Below are 19,195 nucleotides of genomic sequence, written 5' to 3'. Positions count from 1 at the left end.
GCGCGCTGACCTCGGGGACGGCGGGTCGACTGAGAGCGAGATCGACCCAGGAGACGGACCATGTGCCCATGTCTACACTGCCCCGCGCTCAGAGGCGAGAGGGGATCACACACTGTCACAGCCCGTGCCACCGGCCGCACGGCGGGGAGAGCGCCCGCCGGTGCGGTGACCACCTGCGACATGCGGCTTCCTATGAGATTCCTGTGAATTCACCAGGCGCTTGAACGCACCGGGGGCCGGCTCCGTATGGGGCTGGGGTTTTCCATGCCCGGAACCGACCACGACGTCGTAGGAGCTATCCGTGGGACGCACCACCAGGCGCAGACGCCCATCAGGAGCACGGCGCGCGACCTCTGCCGCGATCGCGCTGATCTTGGGCGGGGGCGGGCTCGTGGCCGTCAACGTCTACGCGTCGGCCACCGAGGAGGGCTCGCCGGACGACACTGTCCAGCAGGTCGACTCGGCGGCCGGCACGATCGACTGCCCCGATGTCGGCAGCGAACTGACGGAGGTGCCCGACGGGGCGCGGGCGGAGGTCGACAAGGAACTCGCCGCCCTGGACCAGCAGATAGCCGAGGCCTACCAGCGGCTGCAGAACTCCGTTCAGGCCCAGCAGCAGGACAGCGGCTTCGCCGACAACGCGATCATGAACCCGTTGAAGGAGAAGCGGGCCGCCACGATCGAGCGGATCGCGATCGCCATCGACCGCGTCGGGGACCGCCCCGAGGGGCTCGACTCGCTCGCCACCTGTGAGCTGCGCCCCGCCGAGAACCCGAACGCCGATCAGAACGGCGGCGATCAGGACGGCGCCGACCAGAACGGCGACGGCGGCGACGGTCAGGACCAGGGCGATCCGCAGGACGGTCAGCAGGGCAACGGCGGGCAGGCCGGCAACGGGCCGGTGGCCGCGGACTACGCCGACATCACATCCGTTCAGCCGAACGCACAGGATCGGGGCGGGCAGCAGAACGGCTCCACCGGTTCCTTCAGCACGGACTGCGGTGTGAACGCGAACGGTCTGTTCAACTCGGACAACGTCATCGTCGCGCCCGGTGTCTCCAACGGCGCCCACCACTTCCACGACTACGTCGGCAACCAGGGCAACAGCGCGTTCGCCAGCGACGAGGACCTCGCCGCCGCCGACACCAGCTGCGAGAACCAGGGCGACAAGTCCTCGTACTTCTGGCCGGTGATCCGTCTGCAGAACGGCACCGTCGAGCAGGACGCCAACTCGCCCGGCGGCGGTATCGAGGGCAACGCCGGAGAGATCGTGACGCCCAAGCAGGTCACGATGACCTTCGTGGGCAGCCCGCGCGGCGAGGTCACGGAGATGCCGAGGCTGCTGCGCATCATCACCGGTGACGCCAAGGCCTTCATCAACGGCACGGCCAACGCCAACGCCTCCTGGAGCTGCACCGGCTTCGAGGACCGGCAGCTGAAGGACAAGTACCCGCTCTGCCCCGCCGGCAGCGACGTCGTACGCACCTTCGAGTTCCAGAGTTGCTGGGACGGCCGCAACATCGACAGCGCCAACCACCGCACCCACGTGGCCTTCGCCGCCGCCGACGGCAGCTGCCCCAGTGGCTTCCAGGCCATCCCGCAGCTGGTCCAGCGCATCGTCTACGACGTCGACGCCCCGAGCCTCCAGGACGGCGGCCGTACGACCCCGCTCTTCGCGGTCGACGCCTTCCCCGAGCAGCTCCACAAGCCCGTCACCGACCACGGCGACTTCATCAATGTCTTCGACGAGGACCTGATGCGGGAGATGGTGGAGTGCATCAACAGCGGGCGCGAGTGCGACGCGGCCGACGTCGGTGGTGACCAGGGCAATGGTGGTGATCAGGGCAATGGTGGTGACCAGGGCGACGGTGGCGACCAGGACCCGGGTCAGGAGCAGCCGGGCAACGACCAGGGTCAGGACCAGGAGCAGCCGGGCAACGACCAGGAGCAGCCCGGCAACGGCGAAGGCCAGGACCAGGGACAGGACCAGGGCCAGGAGCAGCCGGGCAACGACCAGAACCAGGACCAGGATCAGGACCCGGACCAGAACCAGGACGAGAACACGGCCGAGCCCACCGAGACCGCCCAGGCACCCGCCGACGGTGACGACGCGGCGAACCAGGGCGGCGACAAGGAGCCTCAGGTCCTCGGCTCGCTGAAGGCGACCCAGCGCGGCACCGCCGCCGGGGGCGAGGGCGGTGACGATGCCGGAGACAACGGCGCCAAGGCCGTCACCCCCGAGCAGACGACCCCCGCCGCCAACGTACCGTCGGCCGCGGGTCAGCCCGGATCGCAGGGGTCCGAATCGCAGGGGTCCGAATCGGCGACGGGCGACCTCGCCGAGACCGGGGCGCAGTTGTGGCCGGCCATGATCGGTGGCGCGGCGGTGCTCGCCGGAGTCGTACTGCTTCGCCGGGTCAGGCGCGGGGGCGTCTGACCCCGGGAAACCTTCCGGACGCGATCCCATGCTCCGCCGACCTTGTTGATGCGAACAGGAACTGACCTGTATCGGATGACCCGGGGCGGAGCATGGCGGAGGTACGGGCCCCGGCGGCTGCCGTCGCTCGACGGCCCGCGGCCGTCAGGCGCCGCGCACCGCCGACCGGGTGCGTCCTGGGCACGGCCGGGCTCGCCGACGAACTCGCCCACGCCGCCCAGGAATCCCCCGCCGCCGGACCCCGGTCCCCGGACCGGCGGCGGGAAAGTCCCCGTTCACCGAGCACGGGCCGTGTGACCGAACCTTTCGCGCCACGTCTCGGGCGGTGGTCACGAATAGAAATCGATCTCCACCTGCGCCCGAGAACCGCCTGTCGCGGCATCGAGTTTCGGCCGTACACTGACAATTCGTAGGCATGCGGGTGGAGTTGACGGGGGGATCTGAGATGTCCGGGGATCAGTACGGCGTAAGAGACCAGGACGGCTGGAGCCACAGTTTCGTCGTCCCGCCCATGCCGCAGGGGCCGCCGCCCGGTCCGGCGGACGGCTGGCGGGCCGTCGGGGTGGGGCTGCTGAACCTCAGCGGGCTCGGACTCGGCTACGCCCTGATGCGCCGCCCGCTCCTGACACTGCTGTGCTGGGTGGCCACCGGCCTCCTGCTCTTCACCGTGCTGCCGGCCGACCCTGACGGCATCTCGGGCGCGACCCTCGTCGTCTACGGTCTGTTCCTCGTCCTCACGGCCGTCCACGGTGCCTTCCTGGGTCTGCGCAACCGCCTGGTGTGGCCCGCGAAGTCCCCGCTGGCGATCGCGCTCGGCGTCCTGCTCCTCGCCGTACCGGTCGCGGGCGGTCTGCTCTACGAGACCGCGCGGAAGGAAGCCGTCGAGGAGATGCTCCTGGACCGGCTGGAGAAGGCCGACGAGCTCGTGCGGAAGGCATCCGGCGAGTCGTTCGGCACGACCCAGTCCGAGTACCGCAGGGCCCTGACCGCCTACGACGACCTCAGCACCGACCACCCCGACTCGCGGGCGGCCGAGGAGGTACCGGACCGGCTGAAGACCTTCTACACGACCGTCGGCGCCCCCTACGAGGAGCAGGAGTACTGCGACGCGGTCGCGCCCCTCGAGTACCTGCGCACGGTCCCGCAGACCGTGAGCAAGCAGGACCTCGGCTCGCTGGCCGGCTGGCCCGACGACCGGCTCGCCACCTCCCTGTACGAGTGCGCCTCCGACAGCCTGGCGGGCGGCACGGCCGGCTGGCAGGACCAGTTCAGCGACCTCCTCACCACGTTCCCCGACTCCGACCAGGCGGCGAAGGTCGAACCCGACATCAAGACGGCCGTCGACAAGGCGATCAAGGCCGTGGGCGGCGACGACCCGTGCACCGCCGTGGACCAGCTGGAGACGCTCGGCACCCAGGTCAAGGCGCTGCCGGGCGACAAGGCGGGCGTGGCCGACGCCCTCGCCGCCGACGCCGGACGCGCCGAGGACTCCGCCTCCGCGGGCGTCTACACCTGCGGCGTGGACCAGTACAACGACGGCGCCTTCGCCGAGGCGGTGACCTCGATGAACGACTTCGTCGACGCCAACAAGAACCACAAGAACGCGCCGCGCGCCAAGAAGATAGCGATCGCCGCCGAGATCGCCCAGGAGGTCCCGGAGGCGGGCAAGAAGCTGCCCACCACCCGCTCCGGCGGCAGCATCACCGTCACGGTCAAGAACGACAGCCCCGACGAGATCCAGGTCATGTACACCGGCCCCGTGACCGGCACCTTCACCCTGAAGGGCTGCGGTGGCTGCACCAGCTACGACTGGAGCAGCACGCTGAACCCCAACTTCAAGCCGTGCAGCGGCAGCAAGAACTACCCGCAGCGCACGATCAGTCTGCCGGTCGGCACCACCTACTTCCTGCACAAGCCGAAGGGCGGCAGCGCGTCCAGTCCCGCCTCGGACACCGCCAAGCTGGAGTCGGGCTACATCTACACAGAGTGCGCCTACGTGACCACCGGCTACGGCCTGAACTCCTGACGCACACGGACGCACACCGACGCACGGTGACCGGAGGGCCGCGGGGCGGCTCAGCTCCTGCGGCCCTCCACCCACGCGGCGACGTCGTCCAGGTCCTTGGCGACGGCCTTGCGCACCGCGCGGGCGCCGACCCCGCCCATGACCTTGGCGAGCAGCCCCGCGACGGCACCGGTCGGCTCGGCCGAGAACGTCATGAGGATCGTCGTGGTCGTGGGGCCGTCGGCCCGCAGCACCCACTCCGAGACATAGCGGGAGCCGTGCGACTCGGCCTCCACCACATAGCGCTCGGGCGGCACGCTGACGGTCACCCCCATCTCCTCGGTGGCCTCCTTGCCGAACATCCGCCGGGTCTCCCGCCATCGCGTGCCCACCCCGAAGACCCCGTCCGTGAGCACCTCGACCTTCGTGACACCGCTGAGCATCCGATCCATGGCGCCGAGGTCCGTCAGGGCCTCCCACACCCGCCCCTGAGAAGCGGCGACCCGCCGCTCGACGACGACACTTCTGCTGGTCATGACTCCCATGAAACCACCGGGCACCGACAACTGCCTTACGACGGCCACCGCCCCGGCCGGCGCTTCAGGTCGCGGAACCAGGGTGCGTAGTTCTGCGTCTCCGCCGCCGCACCCCGTCCACCACGACACGAGGAGAACCCGATGACCGAACGCCCCGAGGGTGCACCGGCGCAACCACAGCCGCAGGATCAGCCGTCCGCGTCCCCGGCCTGGCCGCCCCCGGCACAGCCCGGCCCCCAGAGTCAGCCGCAGCCACAGGCGGCGCCCCAGCCGCAACCGGCGCCGCCCCCGGGGCAGGCCCAGCCGCAGACACCGACCCAGCCGCAGATACCGGCCCCGGCGCAGGCGCCGACGCAGGCGGCCCCGAGCGCCTACCCCTACCCCAATCCCCAGTCACCGGCCGGCTTCGGCCCTCCGGTCGCCCCGATACCCACCCAGGCCCATCCGTACGGCCAGCCGCCCGGCGGCTACCCGCCCCTCGCGGCCCCGCCCGCGACGGGCGCCGGCGGACGCGCCGTGCTGTGGCTCCTGGTGGGCGCGGCGGTGGCCTCCGCGGCCTGGGCCGGCGGTGTCTTCCTGCTCGGCGAGGACGAGACGAAGGCGGACCTGCGCGGCTACCAGGCCAAGACCAACCTCTGCTCCTCGGTGGACTACTCGTCGTTCAAGAACGAGTACCCGGAGGAGGACGGCTCGCCCGTGGACCAGTCCCTGGAGCACGAGGCCCTCGACCAGAGCTACTGCAGCATCTCCCTCAAGAAATCCTCGGCCTCCACCCTCTCCGACGCGTACTTCTCGGTCCAGGTCGACCTGCACAAGAAGACCGACCCCGGACCCGAGTTCACCGCCCTGTGGTCCGAGTACGACCAGCGGTACGACGACTACGACGTGGACGAGGTCTCCGGCTTCGGCGACGAGGCGTATCTGGTCACCGAGGACACCACCTCCGGCGACGACACCAGCGGCAGCCGGTCGGCCACCCTCGCAGTGCGCGACGGCTGGATGACGTACGAGATGCGCTGGAGCGCCTACGGCTCCAGCTACGACGACGTGACCATGCCGGAGGTGAACGACGTCGTGGAGTGGCTCAAGAGCGACTCCAACGCGACGCTCGACAACCTCAAGTCGTCCGACGGGATCTAGCGTGCTTCGTCAGGGGCGGGCGCGCGGACGGATGGAGGCGGGGTGCTCGCACACCACCGCCTCCACTCCCTCTCGCACCCGAACGGGTTCCCTCGGAAGCCCGGTCGATCGGTTCCCGCGCACCGGGTCGCTCGACCGGATCCCGGAGGATCACTCCTCGTCGGCCGCTTTGGCGTAGTCCTGTGCCATCCCACCGGCGAAGTCGAGCACCACGCACGGCTCGTCGCCCACGACCCACGCGTCGTGCCCGGGCGGGCACACAAAGGCGTCGCCCGGTCCGACCTCGCCCTCACCACCGTCGTCCATGCGGATGTGCAGGCGCCCCTGGAGCACATAGCCGTTGTGGTGGATCTGGCAGCTCTCCGTGCCCGCGAGGGGGGCGACGGACTCGGACCAGCGCCAGCCCGGTTCGAAGGTGGCCACGGCGAAGTCGAGCCCCGAGAGGTGAACGGCTTCCAGGTGCCCCCGTGGGAAATCGCGCCGCTCATCGGGCTTCTCGACCGTCTTGATCTCCAGCATCACGGCTCCTTCCGTTCCGTCCCACCTCCCCATCGTCCGCCCGTCAAGCCGGGCCCGCCAACCGGGGGACCGGGGGTCGCCGGAGGCGCCGGGCGACGGGGGCATCGTGTGGGGAAGACGGGAGACCGCTCCTGCTGGAGAGGCCTGTGGAAACTGCGGCACGTGCTGTCGGTCCAGAACCCGCTCACACGGCCGAGCGGCCGGTCCCGCGAGGGCAGGACCGACCGCTCAGCAGCTGACTCTGTTCAGCCACAAGGGAGTTGACAGAACGTCAGAATGTCAGCTTCCAGCTGTTGATGTAGCCGGTGTCGAGGCTGGCCACGTCCTGGACCCGCAGGTTCCAGGTGCCCGCGGCGGTTTCGGCGGAGGCGTCCACCGTGTACGTCGCGATCACGTTGTCGGCGGAGTCGGACGAGGCGGAGTTCTTCAGCCGGTACGTCGTGCCGTCCGGGGCCACGAGGTCGATGACCAGGTCACCGCGCCAGGTGTGGACGATGTCCACATCCACGGTGAGCGCGCTGGACGCGGCTCCGGCCCGGTTGACGTTGATCGGGGACTCCACGGTGGAGTTGTCGGGGATCTGGTAGTCGGCGGTGTTCTCGAAGACCGACGCGTTGCCCTCCTCGTCCACCCGCCAGGCGAAGCTCGCCGTACCGGTCTCGCCGGCCGAGTCCGTCACGGTGACCGTCGGCGTCCAGCTCCCGGCCGTGGTCGGCGTACCCGAGACGCGGCCCGTGGCGGTGTCGATGGACAGCCCGTCCGGCAGACCGGTGGCCGCGTACGACAGTGCGCCGACGTTGGTGGAGGACGCCTGGACGTCCAGCGTGACGGCCTGGCCGATCAGCGAGTACTGGGCGGCCGGCGGGATCACCGTCACCCCGTCCAGGATCCGGGAACCGACGTTGATCGCGGCCCAGGCGTTGGCGGTGTTGTTGTAGGTCACCGAGCCGAGCCCGTACAGGTCGGCGGCGGCCTGCAGGGTGGCGGTGCGGGCGGCCGCGTAGTTGGTGGTGGACGTCATGTACGTGGTCAGCGCCCGGAACCAGATCTTCTCGGCCGCTTCCCGGCCTATCGGCGTCACCGGGAGCCCGTCGTACGTGGGGGAGTCGTAGTCGACCCCGTTGACGGTCTTCGCGCCGCTGCCCTCGGAGGCCAGGTAGTACCAGTGGTTGGCCGGGCCCGAGGAGTAGTGGACGTCGATGTTGCCGAGCGTGGAGGACCAGTAGTCGCGCGAGGACCCGTCCCGGCTCGGCTTGTCCATGTACCGCAACGGCGTACCGTCGCCGTTGATGTCGATCTTCTCGCCGACCAGGTAGTCCCCGAGGTCGCCCGCGTTGCCGGCGGCGAACTCGACCGCGGCGGCGAAGATGTCGGAGGTCGCCTCGTTCAACCCGCCCGACTCACCGCTGTAGTTGAGGCCCGCGGTGACCGACGTCAGGCCGTGCGTCATCTCGTGCGCGGCCACGTCGATGGAGGTGAGCGGGTTGGCGTTGCCCGCCCCGTCGCCGTACGTCATGCAGAAGCAGGAGTCCTGCCAGAAGGCGTTGACGTAGGCGTTGCCGTAGTGGACCCGGCTGTACGGCGCGACCCCGTCGTTGCGCAGCCCGTTCCGCCCGTGCACGTTCTTGTAGTAGTCCCAGGTCAGCGCCGCCCCGTAGTGCGCGTCCGCGCCCGCGGTCTCCAGGTCGGCGGTGGTCCCGTCGCCCCAGACGTCGTCGGTCCCGCTGAACAGCGTGCCCGTCCCGGACGAGCCGCGGTTCAGGTTGTACGTACGGTGGTTGCCCCGGTCCGCGTCGGTGAGCGTGTACGACGACCCCGACTGGCTGGTGCCGAGCGTGACCGTGCCGCTGTAGCGGGTGTTGCCCGTGCCGGTGTGCACGGCCTCGTACTCGTACAGCTTGTCGCCGGTCTGCGCGTCGGTGATGACGTGCAGCTCACTGGGCGTGTCGTCGTGCTGGAAGCCGCTCACGACGGTCTCGTAGGCGAGCGTGGGCGTGCCCTTGGCGGCCCAGACGACCTTGCGGCTGCTGTCCGCCTCGGTCTTGGAGGAACCCTCCTCCTTGGCCGCCGCGAGCGCCTGCTTCTCGGCCGCTGCCTTGCCGACCTCGGCGCTGAGGTCCGACACCTTCAGCCCGGGCTTGTAGGCCCGGGTGACGCTCTCGACCGCGCCGCTCTTGGAGGCGTGGACGACCAGGTCTCCGCCGAGCACCGGCAGACCGGCGTAGGTGCGCTCGTACCGTGTGTGCACGGTGCCGTCGGCGTCCTTGACGACGTCACGGACCCGCAACTCCTCCTGGCCGCCCAGTCCGAGGCGGTCGGCGGTCTCGTCCGTGGCCTTCTCGGCGCGCTGGATGAGGGTCTCGCGCTGCGTGGGAGTGAGCTGCGCGGGCAGAGACCCGCGGTCCGGCTTGGGAGCGGCAGCGGTACGTACGGTGCCTTCGCCGCCGTCTCCGCGTGCGAGGGCCGGGGCGCCCGGGACGGCGACGGCGAGCACCGCCGCCGTGACGACGAGCGCGGCCGTGGTCTTGGTACGTCTGTGGGGGGTGGATCTCACGCGAACTCCTTTGCTGCGGCCGACGTCGGACGAGCGGCCGTACGAAGGACCCGGTGCACGGGTCGAGGCACCGGGTGGTGCAGGGAGTACTGCGATGCGGGTGCGCGTGCGCCGTCGTGAGACGGAGTGCGCACAGAGTGACAGACGGGCGCTGGCTATGTCAGGGGCATATCAAGTGTTTGGCCGGAACCGTTCGATCAATGAGTGGCGTCGACCAGGCGTTTCCCGGCGGCGGCCCGTACCTCGGCCTCCTCCATCGGGTCGTCCCGTAGCTCCGCCAGCCGCTCCCGGACGTGCGGCAGACCGGGCGCGTGCGCGATCCCCAGCAGGCGGGCGTTCGATTCGCAGTCCCACAGCGATTCGGTGTACGCGAAGTCGAGTCCGGCCGGTGCGACGGCCGACAACGCCCTCAGGCAGTCGGGCCGTTCGTACGAGTGCGGCGTGCGCAGCCACAGTCTGCGCAGGACCGGCCCGGCTTCCGCGCCTGCCGCGCCGAAACGGGCGATCCCGGCGGCCAGTGTGGAGGGACCACACCACTGGCGTGCCTCTTCCTGCGCCGACAGCTCCGCCATCAGTACCGGCAGATCCTGGGTCGTACCGTGTGCCGCCAGCACCTGGACGCCGATCCACGACAGCCACGGCCGCCCGTCCACCGCCCAGGCCCGCGCCTCGGGCACGGCGAGGGCACCGAGCCGCAGGACCGCGACGCCGAGCAAGGGCAGGGGCAGTTCACCGTTCACCTCCGCAAGGTCGGGCACCAGCGGGATCAGTGCCGGTTCGGGGGGACGCCCGGTCAAGGCGCGTAGAGCCCGGGTCTTCGCGTGGGCGGCCGACCCGTCATCGGCGAGGACTTCCAGGAGCTGACGGCTGCTCGGCCCCACGTCGATCGTGTGCGGCATCGTGTGTGGCCGGGGCGGGCGAACGGGCGTGTTCGTCCCGGCCCTCATCCTCCAGCGCGCCCAGGGCTCGGAGCGCCACCATCGAGGCCGGTCCCCGCCGAGACGATCCCGTGCGACATCGGCCAGGTCGTCCCACCACTCGGCAGGCCAGAGATCCGCCACCGACTCCAGTACGTCGGCCCAGTGCTCGCCCTCGCGGACGTAACCCCGCAGCCCTTCACGCGCCTCGACCGATCCCGCCAAGGCCAGCAGCTCCAGAATCCCGGTGGCCCGCTCGCAGTCGTCACCGTCCCCTGCCAGCAGCGCGAACACCGGATCCAGGGGGAGCTCCAACTCCCGGATCAGGCGCGCGAGATAGAGGTGGCGGTCGTCCACGATCGTGTCCCACCGCCAGTCCTGCCGCACGACCTCGTACACCAGCTCGGCCGATGTCTCCGGTTCGTCGAGCGCCCGCAACGCGCCCAGGCCCCGTCCCCGTTGCAGCAGACCCTTGAGCGAGCGCGGCGAGGCATACACGGGGTCGCCCGCGGATTCGTCAGTCATCGCCGCGAAGCCTGCCGGAGACCCCCCACCGGCAACCAGCGAATTTCGCGCGGGACCCGCCCCTACGGCAGGTCGCGTCCGCCCGTGAGACGCCCCCCACCGAGGAGGAACTCCCCGCCCACGGCCAGTGGGCGGGCGCGGGCGGGGATGAAACCGGCCCGCGCCCGCGCCACCTACGTCACGGCATCACGGCAGCACGGCGTGGCGTCACGGCTTGCGGGCGAGGCCGCCGTGTTCGGCGATGACGTCCGGGGCCGGGTCGATGGGGTCCGGGCGCCAGAGGGGGACCGAGACGACGCCGGGCTCCAGGAGTTCCAGGCCGTCGAAGAACGAGGTGATCTCGTCGACGGTGCGCAGGTTGTACGGTACGGCGCCACTCTCGTTGTACGCGTCCTGTGCCTGCTCGAAGACCGGGTCGATGCCTCGCGAACCGTCGTTGATGGAGAGGTAGCTGCCGGAGGGCAGTGCCCCCATCAGGTGGGTGACGATGGAGCGCGCCTGGTCGTACGTGGCGACATGGCCCAGGATGTTGCTGAGGATGAGGGCGGTGGGTCGGCTGAAGTCCAGTGTGTCGGCGGCGGCCTCGAGGATGCGGTCCGGGTCGAGCACATTGGAGTCGACGTAGGAGGTCGCCCCCTCCGGCGTGGAGTAGAGCAGTGCGCGGGCGTGCGCCAGGACCAACGGGTCGTTGTCGACGTAGACGATCCGGGCCTCGGGGGCGATCCGCTGGGCGACCTCATGGGTGTTCTCGGCGGTCGGCAGGCCCGTTCCGACGTCCAGGAACTGGCGTATGCCCGCCTCGGCGACCAGGTACGTGATGTTGCGGCGCAGGAACGCGCGGCTGCTGCGGGCGATGGTCACGATGCCGGGGAACACGGCGGTGTACGCGTCACCGGCCTGCTCGTCGACGGGGTAGTTGTCCTTACCGCCCAGCCAGTAGTTCCAGATACGGGCCGAGTGCGGCACCGAGGTGTCGATCTTCTGATGCGCCGCCGGTCCGGGGGTGGTCGCGTGGTCGGTCATGTCTACCGTCCGTCTTTCAGCCGAAGCGAGGAGTTCCGGTCACAACTTACGGCCCGACACCCGTGTTACGTACGTCAGTTCATATTTCCGGGGGGTCCCCAGCAGGGTTTTACGGACACCGGTACCTGTTCGAGCGACCAGCGGTCCACGACTCGCTGGCGACAAGGCGATACGGAGATCCCCCCAGGGGAACTTCTTGGCTCGAACAGGCGTCCTTCGAGTTGAGGCTGGACACACCTGGTGTGCGCGATGGAAGTGAGTTGCCATGACGACGAACGACCCGACCAAGCTGGAGACCACCCTGGCCGACGGCCGGCGCATGACCCTGTCGCTGCCTCCGACGGACGCGGGATGGGCCGCCGACGGCATCAAGGCGCTCCGGGTCGTCCCGCCCACGCACACCGGCCGAGGCGAAGAGCCTCCGGCCCTTCCCGAGCGCCCCGCGCTGCCCCTCGAGGTGGCCCTGCTCGGCCTGGGCGCCTAGCCGGAGCGGAGCCTTTTCGTCGAGCGACTGCGAGGTGGACGAGGTCGGGCCGGTGGTCGAGTCCCCGTTCGCTGAGCAGCCGGGCGGGTGGATGCCGTGGCGTCCACCCGCCCGGTGGCCGTTGAGTGCTATGGCCCGGCCTGGTCGCCGGAGTCGTAGACGGAGATCTCGGTGAGGGTCGGCGTGTACTGCTCCGTGGCGATCTGCCCGGTCAGCGCCACCCGGAGCCGGGAGGTCGTGATGTCGCCGAAGCCGGTCACGGTGAGGTCGTGACCGATGCCGGTGTCGCGGGTCGCGAAGGTGACCCACCGGCTGCTTCCGGCGTCCCACCGCTGCAGGTCGAACGACCGCACTCGCGGGTTGGTGCCCGAGTCGGTGTACTCGTCCAGGTAGACCTCGTCGAAGGTGGTGTCCGCGCCGAAGTCGATATCGAGGGTGAGGGGGTAGGTGGCGTCGTCGGCGGCGGCCCAGCGGGTGGTGAGGCTGCCGTCGGTCAGCTTGTCGGCGGTGAGTGTGCCGTTCGCCCCGGTGTGGGTCGAGCTCGCGGTGGCCGGTTTGCCGAGGGCGAGGTCGACCCGGTTGTCGGCCTCCTCCTCGATGGGATCGTCGTCGACGGGGTTCGGGACCATCGGACCGATGCGGGTCTCGGCCATGCCGATGTCCGGTGCGTCGCCGTAGTAGATGTGGGCGCCGAGGAAGTCGTCGGTGCCCAGATGCGGGTTGTACCGGCCGGCGTCGACGAGCGGCGAGTCGTCACGCAGCGCGAAGTGCGCGGCGGCTTCCCGGATGCGGTTCACGCCCACCCCGGTGACGTAGTCGGCGGGGTCACCGACGAACCGTGGGTCGGTCCGTAGCCCTCTCGGGTCGGCCGGTTCCTGGGTCGAGTGGGTGCCGCCGGCCTCGTAGTAGTCGTTGTTGGCGAACACGGCCTGCCGCAGGGCGCCGGTCCGGCGATACCACGTGGTCGGCTTCGTCTTCGAGGTGTTGTAGAAGATGTTGTTGAGGAAGTAGACGCGGCTCAGGAACGTCTCGTCGTGGACGTGGTCGAGGTCGGCGCCGTCGTAGACGAAGGTGTTGTTCGTGAAATACGTCGGCGAGTAATTCGTCGACAGCATGTTCTTCACCAGCACGCCGTTGTCGTTGACGCTCAGGTTGTAGCGCGCTGTCGAATTCGAGCTGTTGCCCATGTAGGCCATCCAGCCCGCCGCGTTGTCGTGCGAGTAGTTGAACTGGTACGTGACATTGAAGTTCGTGTACTCGAGGTCCCAGGGCGTGCCGTCGTACTCGTTGTCCGGGCCGCCGTAGACCTCGTTGAACTGCATGACCGAGTCGGCGCCGGCCCACAGATAGAGCGCGCAGGACACCGCGTCGTAGCGCTCCAGATAGCCGTTCACCTCGTTGTACTCGACCGTCATGTTCTTGGTGTTGGCGAGCTGGATCGCGCCCTGGCCGATGCTCTCGGCGTAGTTGTGGCCGATGTGGACATCACGGCTGTACAGATCACGCGTGCGCACCCACAACTGCTCCCAGCCCTCGTGCCACTTGCCGCTCTCGTCGTACTGACCGGCGTCCGCGCCGTCGGCCGCGAACCAGTTGAACGCGAACTGAACGGCGTGCAGTTCGACGTTCTCGAAGGTGTTGTTCTCGATCCGGACGTCCTTGAAGTAATAGCCGCCGGTGCCGTAGTCCTTGTAGCTGCGGCTGCCGAAGACCTGGAAGTCGACGGCGCCGTAATGGATTCTCTGCCAGTGACTCGGGCCGTCGAGGTTGTGGACGAACACGTTCGAGACGCGGAAGTGGTCCATGATGCTGTCCGCGCCGTTGGACAGGAGGTCGGCGTTGATCGAGACCATGATTCCGTCGCGGACGTACGTCCCCGTGGTGATGTCGGTCGCGAAGTCGTCGTCGTTGGACAGCTCGACGTTGTTGATGTCCCAGTACTGCTGATTGCGCAGCACGATGGCACCGGTCAGCCCGACGGTCGCGGGATTCTTCGTACCGTCCGCCTTGAACGGGCTCGGCACCTCGCCGTTCGTCGCGATGTACGGCCGGCCCGCGCCCGGGTCGCCGTACGCCGAGATGGTGATCGGCCTGCCCGCGCTGCCCGACCCCTTCGGCCACAACTGCTCGTCCTGCCACTCCTCACCGGCCTTGAGCAGGATGCGGTCACCGGGCCCGAACGTCGTCGCGTTCGCCTTGGCCAGGGTGCGCCAGGCGGTGCTCGGCGAGGTCCCGGCCGCGCTGTCGCGACCACGCGTGGCGTCGATGAAGTAGTCCCTGCCGCCGGTCGTGTTCGGCGTGTTGCCCGGCCAGGACGGCTTGACCTTGACGGGGGCGCGGTGCGGGGCCGTGGTGGCGTGCGCGGCGGGCACGAGCGCTCCGACGAGCAGCGCGGCGAGCAGGGCGACGAAGCCCACGTACAGCGTCCGTGTCGGGGGTGGTCCGGTGTCGAGGCGTCTCATTGCTGCACATCCTCTGCGTTGATGGCACCCAACGCCGAGACGTCGACATCGATGTCGCTGTCGTCGACCCGGCGCTGGAGGTACTGGTCGAACTTCTCCTCGACGAGCGACTGCCGGATCCGCTGGGAGTACGCGGCGAACGCCTTGTCCTCGTCGACGCTCCTGCCGTCGAGCTCGTAGTAGGTGATCTGGCCGGTGCCCGTGACGGGAGCGGAGACCTCGCCCGTCCTGAGCTTGCCGAGCACCGCCATGAGGTCCTGGTCGTGCGTGTTCAGCCCGGTGGAACCACTGCCGTCGTACGTGTCGGTCGTGAGCCTCGCGCCGGGTTCTTCGGGCGCGACGTCCGCGAGGCCCTTGGCCGCGGCCACACGTCGCTGGAGCCCGGCGGCGTAGTCCTCGGCGGCGTCGGCCGGCACCGGGACAACAAGCTTCGCGTACGTGTACGTGGTCGCGTTGGCGCTCCAGGCGTCCCGGTCGCTGTCGAACGCGTGCCGGACGTCGGCGTCGGTGACCCGGAGGGGGCCGTCGGCGTTCGCGCCGAGCCGTTTCTTCAGGCTGGTGGTGAGCTCGGTCAGCCGGTGTGTGTAGTACTCGTCGGGGGAGAACTCCGTGACGCCGTAGACGGTCCGGCCCGCGGCGACGGCCTTGGCCCGGGACTCGTTCTCCCTCGCCAACTCGGCCAGGAAGTCCGCGTGGTCCACCGAGTCGACGAGCCCCTGCTCCTCGGCGAGGACGAGGGTGCTCTTGTCCCGCCAGATCTCGTCGAGCGCACGGCCTTCGAGACGCTGCAGCGCGGTCCTGTCACCGGCCTTCGCGTTCCAGTCGATCGTGCCGCGCAGGTCGTACTCGTTGCGCAGCTCGTTCCGCACGGTCGGGGCGAGCCGCCGCATGTGGAAGAGCAGTTCGTCGCGGGTCACGGGGTGCCCGTCGAGGGAGGCGACCCGACTGTCGCTCTCGCTGTTGCCGAGCACCGTCACTCCGGTGACGACCAGCGCGGCGAGCGCGAGGCCCGCGCCGGCGATCAGGACGACGGCTCGACGGGACGGTCTGTGGGAGACGCTCGGTCTGTGGGAGGCGCTCGGTCTGCGGGAGGCGCTCGACTTGCGCGAAGTGCCTGGCTTACGCGAGTTGGTCGGCTTACGCGAGTTGGCCGGCTTACGGGATGTGCCCTGCCTGGGCAACGTTTCCTTCATGACGCAGCCCCTATCGCCGCCACTCGGACCAGGACGGGCGTGTCCCGGGATTGGGCCACCTCGGCCCGTACGGCGTCGACCTCGGTCGGCGGGAACGTCAGGATGCGCTGGTATCCCACCGACTTCGCCTCGGTGAGCGTCGTCCACCGACCGTCCCGGAAACCCCGTACGACAACGTGCTCGACGCGCTGCCCCCGCGTGATGTCCTCGCCGAGGACGACCGCCTCGACCGGGTGGGGCCGAGTGAAGGTGAGTGTCACCGCCGTCAAGGGAGTCGCGTCGCCCGGGGCGCCGGACGAGACCGTCACCGCCGCCTCGATCCGCCGTGCCCGGAAGTCCTCGATCCGCCGGCCCAGCCCCTCCAACACCGCCACGTCGGTGTCCCGTACGAGCCCGTCCCTGGCCGGCGGGACGTTGAGCAGGAAACAGGAGTTGCCGCCGACCGAGCGCAGATAGACGGTGAACAGCTCGTCCACGGAGCGGACCTCGCCGTCCTCGGCCGGATGGTGGAACCAGCCGGGCCGGATCGAGGTGTTGACCTCGGCCGGGTACCAGACGAGGTCGTCCTCGTGCCCGGCCAGCGCGGCACGGCTGCCCAGGTCGCGCTCGTCGCTGCGGACGAGGCGGGCGAAGGCCCCGTCGTCCGCCTGCTGCGAGCGGTCCGCGGTCCGCTCCGCGTCCCGCAGGGCGCGCGGCACCACGCTCCACTCGTCGGGGCGGGTGTCCCCGGCCTCGTTGCCGCACCAGCGGACGTCGGGGCCGCACACGCTGATCACCGCGTCCGGCTGCAGCTCGCGGACCACCGCGTAGTACCGCTCCCAGTCGTAGACCTGGCGCCTGCCGTTCGGGCCCTCGCCGTTCGCGCCGTCCAGCCAGACGGAGAACACCGGCCCGTACCGGGTGAGCAGTTCGGTGAGCTGGGCGACGTAGAAGTCGTCGTACGCCGTGCCGGAGCCGTACGACGCCTCGGTGCGGTCCCAGGGGGAGAGATAGATCCCGAACCGCAGTCCGTGCCGCCGGGCCGCGTCGGCGACCTCCGCGACCACGTCGCCCCGGCCGCCCCGCCACGGCGACGCGGCGACCGAGTAGGACGTGACGTCGCTCGGCCAGAGGCAGAACCCGTCGTGGTGCTTGCAGGTGAGGATCACCCCGGTCATCCCGGCGCTCTTCAGCGCCGCGACCCACTGGTCGGGATCGAGTCCGGCCGGGTCGAACAACGCGGGGTCGTCGTGTCCCTCGCCCCACTCCCGGTCCGTCATCGTGTTCATGCCGAAGTGGATGAAGCCGTAGAACTCCATGGCCTGCCAGGCGAGTTGGCGCTCGCTGGGCCGCACCGAGGCCAGAACCTGTCCGGACACGGCGGCCGCGGTCACCGGAACCGCCGGTTGTACGAGGCGAGCAGGGCCAGCAGCCCGGCCAGCGCGGCGAGCATGACCAGGAGGTTTCCCCACCCGACCGTCGTGCGCGCGGTGACGACGAGCGTGACGCACGCCGCCGCGACGAGCGTACGGACGGCGACGAGCAGCGCCGTACGCGTCGATTCCTTCATGTTCGGCATGTTCGGTTTCCTTCCGCTGATGCCGCGGGGGCTCACAGCCGCAGGGGTCGGTCAGCCCTTCACTCCGCCGGATGCCATTCCCTCGATGAGCCGGCGCTGGATGACCGCGTAGAGGAGGAGGACGGGAACGATGACGATGACCATCCCGGCGTAGAGGCGCCCGTAGTCGGCCGCCGCCTTCTGCGCGGTGAACAGGTTGAGCAGGCCGACCTGCAGGGTCTTGCCCTCGCCGGGGAGCAGGGTGAGCGCGATGATGAAGTCGTTCCAGTAGGCCAGGAAGTTGAAGAGGATCACGGTGGTGACCGCCGGACGCGCCATCGGCAGCATGACGGTGGTCATGATCCGGAAGCGCGAGGCCCCGTCCAGCGCGGCGGCCTCCTCGTACTCGACCGGGATCGACCGGAAGTACGCGGTGAGCAGATAGATGGTGAACGGGATCGACGTCGCCGCGTAGACGAGTGACAGGACGGCCGGGTTGTCGATGAAGAAGCCGCCGGGGAAGACGTCGATGAGGGAGCGGTCCCAGTCGACGAGCATGAGGAAGATCGGTACGACGATGTAGTTGACGTTGACGAAGAGGCCGGCCAGGAGCGCGAGTTCCACGAGGCGGCGGCCCCGGAACTCGTAGCGGGCGATGACGTAGGCCGCCGGCACGGAGACCGCCAGGACGAACACCAGCCCGAGCGCCGTGACGAACACCGAGGTCAGGAAGTACTGGCCCATGTGCGCGGTGACGAACGCGTCGACGTAGTTCTGGAAGTGAAGGCTCTTCGGCAGCGTCCAGGGGCTGCCGAAGAACTCGCTCTTCCGCTTGAGCGAGGCGAGCAGCACCCAGGCGACCGGCACCGCGATGGCGAGCGCGAGGGCGACGACGAGAACGTGGGTGAGCACCCGACCGGCGCGTGGGCGGTCGGTGCGCGGGCGGGGCGAGTTGATCGTGGTCATGGTGTCTGTCCTCAGAGCTCTCAGAACTGGAGGGGCTCGCGCCGCGTCGCCCGGCTCACCAGGAGCGACACGAGGAACGAGAACGCGAAGATGACGACACCGATGGCCATGCCGTAGCCGTACGACGAGTTCGTGTACGCCTGCTTGTACATGTAGCTCAGCAGGACCTCGGAGGAGCCGTCGGGCCCGCCGCCCGTCATCGCGCGGACGAGGACGAAGCTGAGGTTGACGGCGCTCATGATGAAGAAGGTCAGCGTGGTGCGGAGGTTCTCCCAGATCAGCGGCAGCGTGAGGGCGAAGAACTGCCGGGCGGGGGAGGCACCGTCGAGCGCGCTCGCCTCGTAGAGCTCCTCCGGGATGCCGGCCATGCTCGACATGTAGAGGACCATGTAATAGCCCAGCGACTGCCACACCATCGCGATGGCGACGGAGTAGAGCACGACCTTCTGGTCGCCGAGCCAGACCTGTTGCAGACCGTCGAGCGACAGCAGCCGGAGCGTGCCGTTGAGCAGGCCGTTCTCCTGGTCGTACATGGCGGAGAAGATCGCGGCGATCACCACCACCGAGAGCACGTTCGGAATGTAGAGCACGAACCGGTACAGGTTCCGGCCGCGCAGCCGTTGCCGGGTCATGATCGCGGCGAGGAACAGGCCCATGCCCATCGTCACGACGGTCACCACGACCAGCAGCGCGATCGTGTTCTGGAACGCCCGCACGAACTGCTGGTCGTCGAGGAGATGGCGGAAGTTGTCGAGCCCCACGAAACGCATGTCCGGGGAGAACCCGCTCCAGGTGTAGAGCGACATCCGGAACACGTTCACGGTCGGCACGATCATGAACACCGCGAACAGCACCGACGCGGGCAGCAGACAGACGAGCACGAACCGCGTGTCGGCG

15 protein-coding genes are annotated in these 19,195 nt (G+C 69.5%); 4 read left to right on the top strand and 11 right to left on the bottom strand.

Going from position 1 to position 19,195, the window contains the following annotated elements:
• Positions 1-391 precede the first annotated feature (391 nt).
• Both JIX56_RS02090 and JIX56_RS02085 read left to right on the top strand, forming a co-directional pair.
• A complete protein-coding gene (locus JIX56_RS02090) occupies positions 392-2,437 on the top strand; it encodes a DUF1996 domain-containing protein (protein ID WP_257550698.1) in 2,046 nt (681 codons plus the stop codon).
• 445 nt (positions 2,438-2,882) lie between these two features.
• The gene (locus tag JIX56_RS02085; protein WP_257537025.1) at positions 2,883-4,463 is read left to right on the top strand and encodes a hypothetical protein; all 1,581 of its coding nucleotides are present in this window, start codon (positions 2,883-2,885) and stop codon (positions 4,461-4,463) included.
• Between the two features lie 50 nt (positions 4,464-4,513).
• Here the strand turns inward: JIX56_RS02085 and JIX56_RS02080 are convergent, their stop codons facing one another.
• Entirely contained in the window at positions 4,514-4,978 is a 465-nt protein-coding gene (locus JIX56_RS02080) for an SRPBCC family protein (protein ID WP_257537024.1), read from the bottom strand.
• Between the two features lie 141 nt (positions 4,979-5,119).
• On the opposite strand from JIX56_RS02080, the gene JIX56_RS02075 reads away from it, so the two are divergent.
• Complete coding sequence (locus tag JIX56_RS02075; RefSeq protein WP_257537023.1) at positions 5,120-6,118, top strand: hypothetical protein; 999 nt, start codon at positions 5,120-5,122, stop codon at positions 6,116-6,118.
• A gap of 150 nt (positions 6,119-6,268) precedes the next feature.
• Here the strand turns inward: JIX56_RS02075 and JIX56_RS02070 are convergent, their stop codons facing one another.
• From JIX56_RS02070 to JIX56_RS02055, 4 genes are all read right to left on the bottom strand, one after another.
• Complete coding sequence (locus tag JIX56_RS02070) at positions 6,269-6,637, bottom strand: cupin domain-containing protein (RefSeq protein ID WP_257537022.1); 369 nt, start codon at positions 6,635-6,637, stop codon at positions 6,269-6,271.
• A 271-nt stretch (positions 6,638-6,908) separates the two neighbouring features.
• Positions 6,909-9,191, bottom strand: coding sequence for a M4 family metallopeptidase (locus JIX56_RS02065; protein ID WP_257537021.1), 2,283 nt, complete (start codon positions 9,189-9,191; stop codon positions 6,909-6,911).
• Between the two features lie 197 nt (positions 9,192-9,388).
• Positions 9,389-10,633, bottom strand: coding sequence for a hypothetical protein (locus tag JIX56_RS02060; protein ID WP_257537020.1), 1,245 nt, complete (start codon positions 10,631-10,633; stop codon positions 9,389-9,391).
• A 207-nt stretch (positions 10,634-10,840) separates the two neighbouring features.
• Positions 10,841-11,656 carry an SAM-dependent methyltransferase gene (locus JIX56_RS02055; protein WP_257537019.1) on the bottom strand — a complete coding sequence of 272 codons (816 nt, stop codon included), beginning with the start codon at positions 11,654-11,656 and terminating at the stop codon, positions 10,841-10,843.
• 265 nt (positions 11,657-11,921) lie between these two features.
• Between JIX56_RS02055 and JIX56_RS02050 the strand changes: the two genes are divergently transcribed.
• Positions 11,922-12,140 (top strand): hypothetical protein, encoded by a 219-nt coding sequence (locus JIX56_RS02050; protein ID WP_257537018.1) that lies wholly within the window; start codon positions 11,922-11,924, stop codon positions 12,138-12,140.
• Positions 12,141-12,268: 128 nt separating this feature from the next.
• Here the strand turns inward: JIX56_RS02050 and JIX56_RS02045 are convergent, their stop codons facing one another.
• The 6 genes from JIX56_RS02045 to JIX56_RS02020 are packed head-to-tail and all read right to left on the bottom strand — an operon-like array spanning position 12,269 to position 19,179.
• On the bottom strand, positions 12,269-14,602 hold the full coding sequence (locus tag JIX56_RS02045) for a discoidin domain-containing protein (protein ID WP_257537017.1): 2,334 nt from the start codon (positions 14,600-14,602) through the stop codon (positions 12,269-12,271).
• Positions 14,599-15,795: a hypothetical protein gene (locus JIX56_RS02040; RefSeq protein ID WP_257537016.1), complete on the bottom strand. Its 1,197-nt coding sequence runs from the start codon at positions 15,793-15,795 to the stop codon at positions 14,599-14,601. Before JIX56_RS02040 ends, JIX56_RS02045 begins: the two co-directional genes overlap by 4 nt.
• Positions 15,792-17,153 (bottom strand): alpha-L-fucosidase, encoded by a 1,362-nt coding sequence (locus JIX56_RS02035; RefSeq protein WP_257537015.1) that lies wholly within the window; start codon positions 17,151-17,153, stop codon positions 15,792-15,794. Before JIX56_RS02035 ends, JIX56_RS02040 begins: the two co-directional genes overlap by 4 nt.
• A gap of 11 nt (positions 17,154-17,164) precedes the next feature.
• The gene (locus JIX56_RS02030) at positions 17,165-17,353 is read right to left on the bottom strand and encodes a DUF6903 family protein (RefSeq protein ID WP_257537014.1); all 189 of its coding nucleotides are present in this window, start codon (positions 17,351-17,353) and stop codon (positions 17,165-17,167) included.
• A gap of 51 nt (positions 17,354-17,404) precedes the next feature.
• Complete coding sequence (locus tag JIX56_RS02025) at positions 17,405-18,298, bottom strand: carbohydrate ABC transporter permease (protein WP_257537013.1); 894 nt, start codon at positions 18,296-18,298, stop codon at positions 17,405-17,407.
• Positions 18,299-18,318: 20 nt separating this feature from the next.
• The gene (locus JIX56_RS02020; protein ID WP_257537012.1) at positions 18,319-19,179 is read right to left on the bottom strand and encodes a carbohydrate ABC transporter permease; all 861 of its coding nucleotides are present in this window, start codon (positions 19,177-19,179) and stop codon (positions 18,319-18,321) included.
• Positions 19,180-19,195: the final 16 nt, after the last annotated feature.

The sequence above is a fragment of the Streptomyces sp. CA-210063 genome, from assembly GCF_024612015.1.
Taxonomy (GTDB): domain Bacteria; phylum Actinomycetota; class Actinomycetes; order Streptomycetales; family Streptomycetaceae; genus Streptomyces.
The sequence above is the reverse complement of the archived record's forward strand: the minus strand, read 5'-3'. Positions and strand labels throughout refer to the sequence as shown.

Bases quoted from the DNA above. Each gene is read 5' to 3' on its own strand.
- JIX56_RS02025 (WP_257537013.1), bottom strand. From the start codon at position 18,298: ATGACCACGATCAACTCGCCCCGCCCGCGCACCGACCGCCCACGCGCC.
- JIX56_RS02050 (WP_257537018.1), top strand. From the start codon at position 11,922: ATGACGACGAACGACCCGACCAAGCTGGAGACCACCCTGGCCGACGGC.
- JIX56_RS02045 (WP_257537017.1), bottom strand. From the start codon at position 14,602: ATGAGACGCCTCGACACCGGACCACCCCCGACACGGACGCTGTACGTG.
- JIX56_RS02080 (WP_257537024.1), bottom strand. From the start codon at position 4,978: ATGACCAGCAGAAGTGTCGTCGTCGAGCGGCGGGTCGCCGCTTCTCAG.
- JIX56_RS02070 (WP_257537022.1), bottom strand. From the start codon at position 6,637: ATGCTGGAGATCAAGACGGTCGAGAAGCCCGATGAGCGGCGCGATTTC.
- JIX56_RS02030 (WP_257537014.1), bottom strand. From the start codon at position 17,353: ATGCCGAACATGAAGGAATCGACGCGTACGGCGCTGCTCGTCGCCGTC.
- JIX56_RS02085 (WP_257537025.1), top strand. From the start codon at position 2,883: ATGTCCGGGGATCAGTACGGCGTAAGAGACCAGGACGGCTGGAGCCAC.
- JIX56_RS02055 (WP_257537019.1), bottom strand. From the start codon at position 11,656: ATGACCGACCACGCGACCACCCCCGGACCGGCGGCGCATCAGAAGATC.
- JIX56_RS02040 (WP_257537016.1), bottom strand. From the start codon at position 15,795: ATGAAGGAAACGTTGCCCAGGCAGGGCACATCCCGTAAGCCGGCCAAC.
- JIX56_RS02060 (WP_257537020.1), bottom strand. From the start codon at position 10,633: ATGACTGACGAATCCGCGGGCGACCCCGTGTATGCCTCGCCGCGCTCG.
- JIX56_RS02075 (WP_257537023.1), top strand. From the start codon at position 5,120: ATGACCGAACGCCCCGAGGGTGCACCGGCGCAACCACAGCCGCAGGAT.